This is a genomic window from Lactococcus sp. SK2-659 (assembly GCF_020218185.2).
Lineage (GTDB): Bacteria > Bacillota > Bacilli > Lactobacillales > Streptococcaceae > Lactococcus > Lactococcus lactis.
This window is the reverse complement of the sequence record NZ_JAIWQZ020000001.1, coordinates 876428-889401: the sequence shown is the minus strand read 5'-3', so window position 1 is coordinate 889401 and position 12974 is coordinate 876428. Positions and strand designations below refer to the sequence as shown.

The following is a 12974-nucleotide window of genomic DNA, read 5'->3' as shown; positions in this document are numbered from 1 at the left end:
TTATCCTCCAAATATAAAAATGGATGAAAAATTATTGAAAAAATGATATGATAACGACATATATTAATTATTTTTGGATAAAAGTTATTTGATAGAAGGAAGTTATGAAAAATAAAAAATCAGCTAAAGTTAAGCAAGATAAGGTAAAACAAAGATTAAAACGAGTAAAACCATGGCAGGATAAGTCTGCAAAACTTCTTGGGCATTTATTACAATTTGCCTCAATTTACGCTTTAATAGTTGGGATTGTCGGCTGGTTGATGCCTCCTGTTCAAAAACTATTATCTGGTTTCCTCTATCTTTTTGCCCTTCCTACCGATTTTAGTATTTTTAATGCAATTGTTCTATTTATTTTAGCAAGCTCAATTCGACACCGGAGAAGATTAGCCCTTTGGATAGAAATTATCTATTTCCAATTAGCTTTTGTTGCATTTGGTCTTATTTTCTTATTGGCCTATTTCTTTGGATTTGTGACCAAAGAAGCACTAGACATGTCACAATTTTCTATCTTCTCACTTTTATTTGTTATTCTCGGAGTAGTTGTTTCTCTTGCGACAGCTGTATTAATGATTTTATCTCGAAATGCCTTTCCAACAAAAATTGTGAATGGCACTTGGTGGAAAGGTATAATTATTGCGGCTGTAGGATTTGTCTGCTCTATTATTGGCGGAGTAATCGTTTCATTTTTAACTTTCCATGGTTCTGTATCCTTATCTCAAAGAATTGCTTACGTTTTTAGAGAATCTGTCAGTGATTTCCGTTACCTTCTTCCTTTTGGTCAGGAAATTTTCCCGTACAGCTCTGGAAATAATATTTGGGTCAGTACTACAATTTCAGTCATAATGCTTCTTGGTTTTATCAGCGCATTTCTCATTTTTACGCGCTCTACTCAAAAAGAACTTTCGGCAAATGCAAAACAAGAATTAGCAATCCGTCAGCTAATTCTAGATTATGGTGATAATGACTCGCTTGCTTACTTTGCGACTCGCAGAGATAAAAAAGCTATCTTTTCTAAAAATAAAAAAGCTGCCATCACTTATCATCTTTTTGGAGATGTTTTGTTAGCCAGCGGCGACCCAATCGGAGATGAAAAATCATGGAAAAGTGCGGGAGAAGCATTTCTCAACCTTGCACGAGCACAGGGCTGGACACCAGGCGTTATTGGATCCTCTGAAGCAGGAGCAAAAATGTACGCTCAATTAGGGCTGAACGCAACTGTATTCGGGGATGAGGCGGTCGTTGTCGTTCGTGACTTTTCTATTGAAAATCCAGCCATGCATGATGTGGCACAAGTTATGCGTCGTGCAAAAAGAGAAAACTATCAAGTCAAGATTCGTCGCCAGGCTGAAATTCCTGCTACAGAACTTAGTGATTTAACCAAATTAACAGAACAATGGCGAAATGGTGATGAACGTGGTTATTCAATGGCTTCAAGTCGATTTGGTGATCCAACAGACCAACAAATAATGATTGTAACAGCATCCGATGCTGCTGGAAAAGTTCAAGGAATTTTATCCTTTGTTCCGGTGGGGTCAGATAAATTGTCACTTGATACGATGAGACGTTCTCCTGAGGCAATGAATGGAGCTGTCACTTTCATGATTAGTAGTTTGATAGAAGCAGCTAAAGAAAAAGAGATAAGCGAAATTAGTTTAAACTTTGCGGCAGCACGGCAATTCTTCATTAACGGAGAAACATTGCAAGCGAATGCCTTAGATAAAGCGGCACGAACTGTAATGAAATTCTTTTCACGTTGGTACCAATTGGAATCACTTTATCGTTCAAATGATATTTACTTGCCAGAATGGCGAACTCGTTATATTTGTTATGATAATGGCGGTTCTCTTACTTCCGTTCTTTTTGCAATTGGCCAAGCTGAAGGATTTGTTCCGACGAATATCTTTTCTAAAATCAAAAGTTTCTTTTCACGAGATTATGACCCTAGAACAGAAAATCGCTGGTGGAAAAAATCAGATTTCATCAAAAAGGTTCATCGACTTGAAGAAAATAAGCGATTGGAATTATTGAATGAAGCTGGTCATGATGACAGTTATCTAAAAAAATTAAATGATCTTAGAGAAAATGGTATTCCACCATTTAGTCTTCCCGATAGCGAAACCGAATCAGTAGAAACTCTTAGAAATAAATTTGAATCAGTTGATGAATTTGATGAAAAAGAATATAGCATTCATGGGAAGTTAATTAGTTTGCGTGGCCGAGGCGCAATGCAATTTGCAGATTTGGCAGATAATCAAGCAAAAATTCAATTGGTTATAAAACGTGACACTCTTAATGAATATGCTGAATTAGAAAATCGTTTAGAAAATTTTGCAATATGGAAAAAAGATGTGACCGTTGGTGATAGAGTACTTGTTAAAGGAACGCTGATGCGCACGCAAACAGGTGAATTGAGTCTACGGGTTAACTCATGGAAAATGCTTTCTAAAACACTAAGAGAACTGACAGATATCGAAAAAATAGACCATACAAAATTTATTGAACGGACAGAATATTTATCAAGAATTAGAAGAGATTTGCTATCAAACAGATTTGTTGAAGTAGATAAGCAGGATTATTTGGCATTGGCTGCGGGATATGATAAGGTATTTTCTATTCAGAATTCAAAAGTAACAGTTTTATGGGCTTATCAATCAATTGAATCCTTAAAGAACCTTCTTAGTAATCTACTTGAAGATGAAGTTCTAATGGATTCATCAGAAGTTTTTCCAGACCCTGAAGCTAATGAAGATGCTTTGCCAGAGTTAAAAAGAGCGCTCAGTTATGGTTTGCCTGCTTTTGCAATGGCAGAGTTCTATTTACCAACTGAAGCAGCTGATTTAGGAGTAGATTCAGAAAATGAAAAAAAGTAATTACTTAATCAATATTGCTATTTGTGCTGCCTTATTGTACAATGCTTGGATTCTTGCATTTTGGTTAAATCCAACTGTAGTTAACTCAAGTCTTTTGAGTGGACTTTCTGCACTTGATCAACCTTATCATCAATTATTCACCTTAACAGATATTCTTTTCGCTTGTTTTTCTTTGATACTTGCGTGGGGACTTTTTAAACAAAATGAAAGAGAAGACAAACGTCTTCTCATAATTTTTCTTTCGATTGCGGGATTTGGTGCAGCAACAGGCTTAGCTACACTTTTTCCTTATGCTGATATTGCTCACAGTGAGGGAATTCCTAATCCTCTTAAAGCACCTGAACTCTTTTTACATGACGGATTAAGTGTTTTAGCCTTATTATTTATTCTTACAGGAGTGATTTTTTCACTTTTAGTTTATCGAAATAAATTTGTTTTCCTTTTGGCCATTGCTTTTGTAATTACAACTTTGCTTTCTTTCATTGCGGGTGCAATTCCTCAGTTAGTAGGTCCTCTCGGTCAACAGATTAATGGGGTGCTTGGTGGTATATGGTTAGTCTTTATTTGTTGGAGAGTTCTGAACGGCACTTCAAAAGAAGTTCGTAAGGAGAACTGACCGTACGCACAGGTGATAATTTAAGGAGTAATCTAGCAGAAATAAAGCCAAAAAAAGCCGCAAATAGATGACCCATATCCCAAATACTATGTTCAACGAATAACGGAAGTAAGATAAATAGTCCTAAAATTATAAGTCCAATATAAAACATTCGTTTTCTCATTATAAGAATGGCAGCAGCGCAACCAGCAACTAAAATATATGAAACACCAACATCAGTTGCCATTGCTAAAGAACTGGGAGCACGTCCGCTATTTATTGCCCAAAGTTCAAGAAAAATAGTAGTGAGACTGGCTAAAATATGACCAGACAATGTGATGACAATCATTCTTGGTGAACCATATTTTCGTTCTGCCCAAGCAATAACGGTCCAAAAAAGGACAACATAAATGAGGAGACCTGCTCCGTTATCCGCAACCCAAAAAGCACTATCAAAAAAAGTAGAGATTGGTTTATCAGAAACTCTGGCTATACTTGTTGAAGAATGGTTCGTTAGAATGTTAATTAAGTGTTGCGGTGCAGTTCTTTGAACTAGCGTAAAAGCGCAAAAAATGGCGGTATAGGTAAATGTTGCAGGGGCTGACTGAAGCCATTTTGAAAGAAAATGAGTATAGACAGATAATTTTCGAACCTCATCGTGAATTTTACGAGAAAAATGAGCTAAAAATTTTAAAAAATACCAAGTACAACATAAAATTAATACAGTTGATAAAAAAATCATAATTTATTCCTTTTCTTTTTATTATACCATTAAAGCTTATGGAGGGGTTAGCATATTTATTAGGCTTAGACCATAAAAATAGAAGATTATAAGAGGCTCGCATTAAGTGATTTACTTATGATATAATTAATAATGATTTGCAGCTAGGAGAATAAAATGAATCCACTATTACAAGGAATGAACGAAAAACAAGCAGAAGCGGTCCAAACTACAGAAGGGCCTTTATTGATTATGGCAGGAGCTGGTTCGGGTAAGACTCGTGTCTTAACTCATCGAATTGCTTACTTAATTGATGAAAAAATGGTTAATCCTTGGAATATTTTAGCGATTACCTTTACAAATAAAGCAGCAAAAGAAATGCGGGAGCGTGCTTTATCACTTACTCCAAGAGCACAAGATACATTAATTGCGACCTTTCACTCAATGTGTGTAAGAATTTTGAGACGTGATGCTGACCATATTGGTTATAATCGTAATTTTACGATTATAGATCCAGGGGACCAAAAATCGTTGATGAAACGAATTTTGAAAGAAGCTAATTTAGATCCTAAAAAATGGGAACCCAAAGGGCTTTTAAATGCGATTTCAAATGCTAAAAATGATTTATTAGATGAATCAGCTTATGAAGCTCAAACAAGCGCTAGACATCCATACGAAATGGTTGTTGCGCGTGTTTATAAGATTTACCAAAAAGAATTACGAAAAGCAGAATCAATGGATTTTGACGATTTAATCATGCAGACGTTGCGCCTTTTTGATGAAAACCCGGATGTCCTTTCTTACTATCAAGGGAAATTTCAATATATTCATGTTGATGAGTATCAAGATACCAACCATGCACAATATCAGTTGGTTAAACTTTTAGCCAGTCGTTTTCAAAATATCTGTGTCGTTGGGGATGCTGACCAATCAATCTATGGTTGGCGCGGAGCAGATATGCAAAATATCTTAGACTTTGAAAAAGATTATCCAAAAGCTAAAGTTGTTTTGCTCGAAGAAAATTACCGCTCAACAAAAACAATTCTTGATGCGGCAAACAATGTTATAAAAAATAATTTAAAACGTCGACCAAAAGAGCTCTGGACGCAAAATGATGCTGGAGATAAGATTGTTTATTTTCGTGCTGGAAATGAACAAGAAGAAGCAAATAAGGTTTCTGAAATTATCACATCAGGTGTTCGTTCAGGACGTTCTTATGCTGACTATGCTGTGCTTTATCGGACTAATGCTCAGTCTCGGACAATTGAAGATTCTTTTGTTAAATCTAATATTCCTTATACAATGGTTGCGGGAACGAAATTCTACTCACGTAAGGAAATTCGTGATGTTATTGCTTATTTAAACGTAGTAGCAAATCCAGCAGATAATATGAGTTTTGAACGAATTGTTAATGAACCTAAACGAGGAGTCGGTCCGGGGGCATTAGAAAAATTACGTCGTTTTGCTGACAGTCGTGGACTTTCTTTAGCAGATTCAAGTTTTGATATTATGTTATCCGATATTCGTGGAAAAGCGGCTGGTGAGATTTATAATTTGGCAATGGCCTTTGATTTGTTGAGAACACATAGTGAAAGTTCAACAATCACAGAATTAGTTGAAGAAATGTTAGAGCGTACTGGCTATGTCAAAGCTTTGCAAATGATGCCAAGTATCGAAAATCAAGCACGAATTGAAAATATTGAAGAATTCTTGTCAGTAACTAAAGGATTTGATGAAAAATCAGAAATTCCTCTAGATGAAGAAACAGGAGAGCCAATTATTGAAACTGGTTTAGATAAGTTGAGCCGTTTCCTTAACGAAGTTAGTTTGCTTTCTGAAACAGATGCTTATGAGGAAGAATCTGACCAAGTAACAATGATGACCCTGCATGCGGCAAAAGGTTTGGAATTTCCAATTGTTTTCTTAATTGGAATGGAAGAAAACATTTTTCCTTTATCACGGGTAAATGAAGATATTGATGAGTTAGAAGAAGAACGACGTTTGGCTTATGTTGGAATTACACGGGCAGAAGAAACGCTCTACTTAATGAATGCCAATCAACGTGTGCTTTATGGTAAAACGAATTATAATCGTCCCAGCCGTTTTATTTCGGAAATTGATGATGAATTACTAGAATATGCTGGGATTGCTCGTAAAGCAAATTCAAGCTTTAATGCTTCTTATAAATCTGGTGGTTTTGCCAGTGGGATTTCGATGTCAGATGCGCTTCATCAAAGAAAAGCAGTCATTAATCCAACTGCAGCTCAAGCGACGATTAATAATTCTGAAACAGAAGATTGGCAAATTGGCGATACAGCGATTCACCGTAAATGGGGCGAAGGTATGGTATTAGGAATTTCTGGTTCTGGTAAAAATATGGAACTCAAGATTAATTTCCCAGAAGTCGGAATGAAACGTTTATTAGCAGCAATGGCTCCAATTGAGAAAAAATAGAAAAAGTAGTGAAAAAATAATGACTTATCATGAGTTAGAACAAGTCGAATTGACAAATATGTGTGCCATTATTGACGAAAAAAATCATAAAGTTCTTGTTCAAGAGCGTAAAAAATCATGGACTGGAATTGCTTTTCCCGGAGGACATCTGGAAAAAGGTGAGGCTCTTGTTCCGTCAACAATAAGAGAGATTAAGGAAGAAACTGGACTTGATATCACAAATTTAAAACTTTGTGGAGTTAAGGATTGGTTTGAACCTGAGAAGAACAGAAGATATATGGTTTTTCTTTATTCAACAACAGAATTCTCTGGTCAATTAATTAATGAAACGGATGAAGGTAAAGTTTTCTGGCAAGATATTAATCAATTAGCAAATTTGAATCTTGCAAGTAGTTTTCTTGAAATGGCAGACATGATGCTTCACTCAACTTACTCAGAATTTGTTTATGAGATTGATGGAGAGCATTGGGAAAAGAAATTTTATTGATTTTGCATAATAACTATTATGTAAAGTGATTGGATTGAGGTAGGAAATGACTGAATTAAGAAGATGTAATTGGTGTTTGTCAACTGATAAAATGATTCATTATCATGATACTTATTGGGGAGTCCCTTTACATAATGATCAGGAACTTTTTGCAAAATTGGTCCTTGATTTAAATCAAGCAGGGCTTTCTTGGGCAACAATATTAAATAAACAAGAAAATTTTTATGAAGCTTTTGATAATTTTGAAATTGAAAAAGTAGCAGTATATGACGAGAATAAGGAACAAGAACTTTTACAAAATGCGGGAATTATCAGAAATAAATTAAAGGTTAAAGCGGCGATTGTTAATGCTCAAAAAGTTTTAGAAATTCAAAAAGAATTTGGCTCCTTTAATAAGTACATCTGGTCGTTTACTGACGGAAAAGTTTTACAGCATCGAGTTAATGATGAGTCAGAAATTCCAGCAACAAATGAACTTTCTGACAAAATGAGTAAAGATATGAAGAAACGTGGTTTTAAATTTACAGGTTCAACGGTTATCTATGCTTTCTTGCAAGCTGTAGGAGTGATTAATGACCACGCAGATTATTGTTATAGACAAGCAGAATTAATGGATTGAAGCGCTTTCTTGTGGTAAACTGGTTATAGTATTAAAGTTGTAATTACTATAAAATTTTATCAGAAAAGGAGCTTACTATGGCTAATATTCACCCTTATCTTACTTTTAATAATACGAAGGAAGCATTAGATTATTATAAAGATGTTCTTGGAGCGACAAATATTTCACGAATGCCTCTGGCTGAAGAACAAGCTGAACAATTTGGAGTTCCAATCGAGAAGGCTTCCGATTTAACAATGCACTCTCAATTTGACATTCTAGGTTCAACCATTATGGCTGCGGACAATTTTATGAAAGTTGATCCTCTTGTTTATGATTCTATTTCAATTTTAATTGATTTAGATTCGGAAGACGAACAAGCGGTCTCACAAGCAGATGCTTTTTGGGACAAGGCTGTTGAATCAGGGACAGTCACTGTTAATTTACCTTTTGAAAATCAATTCTGGGGTGGAAAAATGGGTGATTTTACTGACAAATACGGAGTGCGTTGGATGCTACATGCTCAGCCTTATTCTAAGTTACAATCGAACTCATAAATCTTTATAAGTAAAAATGGAAAGTACTGACGATTCTGTCAGTACTTTTTGTGATTTATTCTAAAAATATTTTTAATGACAGCTAAAAATTTTATAGATATTTGGAAAGTTGCTAAAAATTTGTTATAATAACTATGTGAATTTTAACACAAAAGGAGTAATTTATGAAAATTTGGACTAAACTAGGCTTGCTAACGCTTGTGGGCCTCTCTTTGACTTCTTGTGGAAGTAATACAAAGAATACAAAAGGACAATCAAGTTCGTCTCAGAAAGTTGAAACCTCGGCTGGTGCAAGTAAATCAAACATCTATGCTGACCCTTCTACTTTAAGTGATAAATACGATGTGATTATTGTTGGTTCTGGTGGAGCTGGAATGACTGCAGCAATTGAAGCAAAAGATGCTGGAATGAATCCAGTCATTTTAGAAAAAATGCCAATCGCTGGTGGAAATACTTCAAAAGCCTCAGCTGGTTTGAACGCGTCAGAAACATCAGTCGAAAAAGCACAAGGTGTCGCCGATTCAAATGATAAATTTTATGAAGAAACGCTCAAAGGTGGTGGCGGTACGAATGACAAGGCACTCCTTCGTTATTTTGTTGACCACTCGGCTGGTGCTGTTGATTGGTTAAATACAAATGGGATTGTTTTAGATAATTTAACTACGACAGGAGGGATGTCAGTTTCAAGAACTCACCGACCACATGATGGTTCAGCAGTTGGTGGTTATTTGGTAAAAGGTCTTGAAGAAAATATTACCAAACGAAATATTCCCTTATTTGTAAATAGTGATGTTACCAAAATTACTGAAAAAGATGGTAAAGTATCTGGAGTTAAAGTTAAGATTGAGGGTGAAACTAAAGATATTTCTTCTAAAGCAGTCGTTGTTACAACAGGTGGATTCGGTGCAAATAAGAAAATGATTGCAAAATATCGTCCTGACCTTAAAGATTATGTGACAACAAATGCCGCTGGTTCAACTGGTGACGGAATTACTATGATTTCTGAACTTGGTGGGCAATTAGTTGACATGGATAAAATTCAAATTCATCCAACTGTATTCCAAAAAACAGGTTATCTTGTTTCAGAATCAATTCGTGGTGAAGGGGCGATTCTTGTAAATCAAAAAGGAAAACGTTTCTTTAATGAAATGGATACTCGTGATAAAGTTTCTGCTGCTGAACTTAAACAACCAGGAAAATATTCTTATGTTATTTTTGGAGAAGGAACCAAAGATAAAGTAAAAGCGGTTGAACAGTATATGTCTAAAGATATGGTCGTTGAAGCTGACAGTATCAAGGAACTTGCTGACAAGCTCGATATTAATGAAAAAACGCTGACTTCAACAATTGATGATTGGAACAAAGCTGTATCAGCTAAAAAAGATGAAGACTTTGGTCGTACAACAGGAATGACTACTGAAATATCAGGTAAGTATTATGCCATTAAAGTGGCACCAGGAATTCACCATACAATGGCTGGGGTAAAAATTAATACAAATACTCAAGTCTTGAAAAAAGATGGTAATCCAATTCAAGGATTATATGCTGCCGGAGAAGTTACAGGTGGTCTCCATGGTGGTAACCGTATTGGTGGTAACGCTGTTGCTGATATTGTTATCTTTGGACGACAAGCTGGAACTCAATCTGCGGCCTATGCTAAAACAAGCAATTAATATTTATTAATAAGTAGTTATTGAGAATAAAAGTTACTGACGGAGTATTTGTCAGTAACTTTTTGTATTATTAAGATTGATTAAAGGTAAATTCTTTGAAATAGATAAGAAAATTAAGTATAATTTAATTATGAAAAAGTATTTTTCAAGCTTTATTAAGGAGGCTTTTTATGGCAAAACATTCAAAAGCGAGTTCAAAAAACAGCAAAAAAGTAATTGCAATTGCCAGTTTGGCAGTCATTTTAGTAGTTGCTCTCGGAATCATTGCTTATCAAGTTTTTTATCCTCATAAAACTCCTGATAAGTCAGCCTCTTTTGCACAAACAAGCTCGACAAAAGTAAGTAAGAGCACAAGTAGTAAATCACAAAGCTCTAGTACAACGAGTGATTCAACTCAAGGATCAACTTCCGCTTCAAGTAGTTCAAAGACTTCGGCATCTTCAAGTAATGACTCTCCAAAAAGCTGGTCAACTCTAACTGGAAAGCAGCAAGATGCAGTTTATGCCCAATGGGTTAATAATGCTCAAGGCAAATTTGATATTTATACTGGAGAATCTTACTTAACTTATCTTGTTAATGTAGGTTCAAATGGCGTATCCACATATTCTGACCCTGTCAATGTTATACAAAATACAGCACGTATTCAACAAAATGCTGATGGAACCTATTATTTACAAGTTCCTGATCCAACGCAGACAGGTTTAAGAATGGCACAGGATCCATGGCCAATGGTTCAATGGCAAACTAAAGAAACACTGACAGGTGCGCAACTTGTAGCTAAATATGGTTCGGATGCTTCGCTCAATAGCGGTAGTTCACAAATCAAATCAATAAACGCCACAAAAGTTCCAACGGGAAATTAAGTATAATAAAAGATTGACTTTGGTCAATCCTTTTTTAGTCAGAGAAATTATTGACATTCTGTCAGTAATTTTTTTATGGAAAGAACCAATCATAAAGACTGTAAGTGATTTTTTAGTCAAAAAATGCTATAATTTTCAGGATGAATGAAAATTTAAATGGCATTTTAAATGTCTATAAAGAAGCGGGCTGGACATCTTTTGATGTTGTTGCCAAACTTCGTGGTATTTTAAAAACAAAAAAAATTGGACATGGTGGAACTTTAGACCCTTCTGTGACAGGCGTTTTACCAGTGGCCGTTGGAAAATCGACGCGGTTATTAGAATACATGGAGGCGGCAGGTAAAATTTACGAAGGTGAAGTTACGATTGGTTTTTCAACGGAAACCGAAGATGCTGATGGGGAAGTTGTCAGTAAAACGCCAGTGGAACGAGAGCTGACAGAGTCTGAAATTGACTCAGTAATGAAAAATTTTATTGGAAAAATAAAGCAAATTCCTCCAATGTATTCAGCCGTAAAAATTAACGGAAAAAAATTGTATGAATATGCCAGAGCTGGTCAGACAGTTGACCGTCCGGCAAGAGAAATTACAATCAAATCATTTGTCAGAACAAGTCCCGTGATGACTGATGAAACGGCAGGTTTGGTAAGTTTTTCTTTCAAAGTTGAGTGCAGTAAAGGAACCTATGTCCGAACATTAGCAGTAGATTTAGCAGAGCAACTTGGTTACGCAGGACATATGTCAAAATTGCAAAGAACAGCAAGCAATGGACTGATGATTAAAGATGCCGTCAAACTCTCAGAAATTGAGGCAGCAAAAGAGGCAGGAGTGCTTTCTAGCTTAATGTACCCAGCAGAATATGCTGTCAGTGATTTGCCAAGAGTAATTTTGACTGCTGACCAGTTTGAAATGGCACGAGTTGGAAAAAAATTTGCTGAGGATGATTGGGTTACAGATGAAACTACTGACAGCCCTGTCAGTAAGTCTAATAAAAGTGAATTTTTACTGACAGACTTGTCAAAACTGACAAGAGATAAATTTGCAGCCTTTTATGATGATAAATTAGTTGCTGTTTACATGAAACATCCAGAAAAAGCAGGAATTTGGAAACCAAATAAAGTATTGGTTTAATTCTTAGCAATATGAGCCAAAGTGAGAAAAATGGAAATATTAGAATTTAATGATGAACTAAAATTTGATGAAGAACTTATCCTTGTCCTCGGTTATTTTGATGGATTACACCGAGGACATCAAAGTCTTTTTACAGAAGCTAAAAAAATTGCGGCGGTATTGAATTTAAAAATAGCTGTTTTTACCTTTCCGGAAAAACCAACATTAACCTTCAACAAATTTGAGCCTGAAATGCTTTTGAAATTAACTTCAGATGAAAAACGAGCAGAGCTCTTTGCTGAAAATGGGGTAGATTACCTTGTATTTAAAGATTTCACTTCTAATTTTGCTCATCAAACTTCAACTGAATTTGCAGAAAGTGTCGTCAAAAGATTTAATCCCAAAGTGGTGATTACAGGATTTGATTATACGACAGGTTCTGATATGAAAAATCTCAAGTCAACGGAAGACTACCGTGTGGTCATCATGCCGGAAAAAGCGGATGAACATGGAAAAATTTCATCGACACGGATTAGAAAAGCAGTTGAAGAAGGTGATATTGCACAAGCAAATGAACTTTTAGGTTATTCTTATGAAACAAGAGGCCTTGTTGTTCATGGTTTTGCCCGCGGAAGACAATTGGGTTATCCAACAGCAAATCTAGTAATTAAAGATTACGTTCATTTGCCAGCTGTTGGAGTTTATACCTGTGATGTCATTTTTGCTGGAGAACGTCATCGGGGCTTTGCTTCAATTGGATATAATGATACTTTTAACGGGACTGAAAAAACAGTTGAAGTTCATATTTTTGATTTTAATGGAGAAATTTATGGTGAAAAATTGACTGTTTTATGGCTAGATAAAATTCGCGATATGATTAAATTTGATGGGATAGATCAATTAATTAAACAAATGAAAGAAGACGAGCAAATTGCTCGTGATTTCAAAGCGTAAATAAACTGTAAGTCAATTGGGAAAAGAGATTTGGAAAGGGAGTAGAAAAACAACGTGAGTCAAAAAGACATCCGCTGTTTTTTTATGATGAAA

11 protein-coding genes are annotated in these 12974 nt (G+C 35.5%); 10 read left to right on the top strand and 1 reads right to left on the bottom strand.

The annotated features are described in order from the left end of the window. Nucleotides 1–104: 104 nt before the first annotated feature. Nucleotides 105–2870, top strand: a complete 2766-nt coding sequence (locus tag LDP15_RS04135; protein ID WP_015426324.1) for a phosphatidylglycerol lysyltransferase domain-containing protein — start codon at nucleotides 105–107, stop codon at nucleotides 2868–2870. Next, complete coding sequence (locus LDP15_RS04130; protein ID WP_015426325.1) at nucleotides 2857–3486, top strand: DUF998 domain-containing protein; 630 nt, start codon at nucleotides 2857–2859, stop codon at nucleotides 3484–3486. Before LDP15_RS04135 ends, LDP15_RS04130 begins: the two co-directional genes overlap by 14 nt. Here LDP15_RS04130 and LDP15_RS04125 read toward each other — a convergent pair. Continuing rightward, a complete protein-coding gene (locus tag LDP15_RS04125) occupies nucleotides 3431–4207 on the bottom strand; it encodes a rhomboid-like protein (protein ID WP_010905769.1) in 777 nt (258 codons plus the stop codon). The genes LDP15_RS04130 and LDP15_RS04125 overlap by 56 nt on opposite strands. Nucleotides 4208–4363: 156 nt before the next feature. On the opposite strand from LDP15_RS04125, the gene pcrA reads away from it, so the two are divergent. From pcrA to LDP15_RS04085, 8 genes are all read left to right on the top strand, one after another. Beyond that, nucleotides 4364–6640 carry a DNA helicase PcrA gene (pcrA, locus tag LDP15_RS04120; RefSeq protein ID WP_015426326.1) on the top strand — a complete coding sequence of 759 codons (2277 nt, stop codon included), beginning with the start codon at nucleotides 4364–4366 and terminating at the stop codon, nucleotides 6638–6640. Between the two features lie 19 nt (nucleotides 6641–6659). Then, complete coding sequence (locus LDP15_RS04115) at nucleotides 6660–7127, top strand: 8-oxo-dGTP diphosphatase (RefSeq protein WP_003132061.1); 468 nt, start codon at nucleotides 6660–6662, stop codon at nucleotides 7125–7127. A gap of 46 nt (nucleotides 7128–7173) precedes the next feature. Then, nucleotides 7174–7746 carry a DNA-3-methyladenine glycosylase I gene (locus tag LDP15_RS04110; protein WP_015426327.1) on the top strand — a complete coding sequence of 191 codons (573 nt, stop codon included), beginning with the start codon at nucleotides 7174–7176 and terminating at the stop codon, nucleotides 7744–7746. Nucleotides 7747–7823: 77 nt separating this feature from the next. Continuing rightward, nucleotides 7824–8282 carry a VOC family protein gene (locus LDP15_RS04105; RefSeq protein WP_015426328.1) on the top strand — a complete coding sequence of 153 codons (459 nt, stop codon included), beginning with the start codon at nucleotides 7824–7826 and terminating at the stop codon, nucleotides 8280–8282. 164 nt (nucleotides 8283–8446) lie between these two features. Next, nucleotides 8447–9955 (top strand): flavocytochrome c, encoded by a 1509-nt coding sequence (locus LDP15_RS04100; RefSeq protein WP_015426329.1) that lies wholly within the window; start codon nucleotides 8447–8449, stop codon nucleotides 9953–9955. Between the two features lie 170 nt (nucleotides 9956–10125). After that, a complete protein-coding gene (locus LDP15_RS04095) occupies nucleotides 10126–10818 on the top strand; it encodes a hypothetical protein (protein WP_015426330.1) in 693 nt (230 codons plus the stop codon). 140 nt (nucleotides 10819–10958) lie between these two features. Further along, entirely contained in the window at nucleotides 10959–11948 is a 990-nt protein-coding gene (gene truB, locus LDP15_RS04090; protein ID WP_015426331.1) for a tRNA pseudouridine(55) synthase TruB, read from the top strand. Nucleotides 11949–11978: 30 nt separating this feature from the next. Next, a complete protein-coding gene (locus LDP15_RS04085) occupies nucleotides 11979–12881 on the top strand; it encodes a bifunctional riboflavin kinase/FAD synthetase (protein ID WP_012897735.1) in 903 nt (300 codons plus the stop codon). Nucleotides 12882–12974: the final 93 nt, after the last annotated feature.

Excerpts from the sequence above, each read along its gene's own strand:
- LDP15_RS04085 (WP_012897735.1), top strand. The coding sequence starts at position 11,979 with ATGGAAATATTAGAATTTAATGATGAACTAAAATTTGATGAAGAACTT.
- LDP15_RS04135 (WP_015426324.1), top strand. The coding sequence starts at position 105 with ATGAAAAATAAAAAATCAGCTAAAGTTAAGCAAGATAAGGTAAAACAA.
- truB (WP_015426331.1), top strand. The coding sequence starts at position 10,959 with ATGAATGAAAATTTAAATGGCATTTTAAATGTCTATAAAGAAGCGGGC.
- LDP15_RS04100 (WP_015426329.1), top strand. The coding sequence starts at position 8,447 with ATGAAAATTTGGACTAAACTAGGCTTGCTAACGCTTGTGGGCCTCTCT.
- LDP15_RS04095 (WP_015426330.1), top strand. The coding sequence starts at position 10,126 with ATGGCAAAACATTCAAAAGCGAGTTCAAAAAACAGCAAAAAAGTAATT.
- pcrA (WP_015426326.1), top strand. The coding sequence starts at position 4,364 with ATGAATCCACTATTACAAGGAATGAACGAAAAACAAGCAGAAGCGGTC.
- LDP15_RS04115 (WP_003132061.1), top strand. The coding sequence starts at position 6,660 with ATGACTTATCATGAGTTAGAACAAGTCGAATTGACAAATATGTGTGCC.
- LDP15_RS04125 (WP_010905769.1), bottom strand. The coding sequence starts at position 4,207 with ATGATTTTTTTATCAACTGTATTAATTTTATGTTGTACTTGGTATTTT.
- LDP15_RS04105 (WP_015426328.1), top strand. The coding sequence starts at position 7,824 with ATGGCTAATATTCACCCTTATCTTACTTTTAATAATACGAAGGAAGCA.
- LDP15_RS04130 (WP_015426325.1), top strand. The coding sequence starts at position 2,857 with ATGAAAAAAAGTAATTACTTAATCAATATTGCTATTTGTGCTGCCTTA.
- LDP15_RS04110 (WP_015426327.1), top strand. The coding sequence starts at position 7,174 with ATGACTGAATTAAGAAGATGTAATTGGTGTTTGTCAACTGATAAAATG.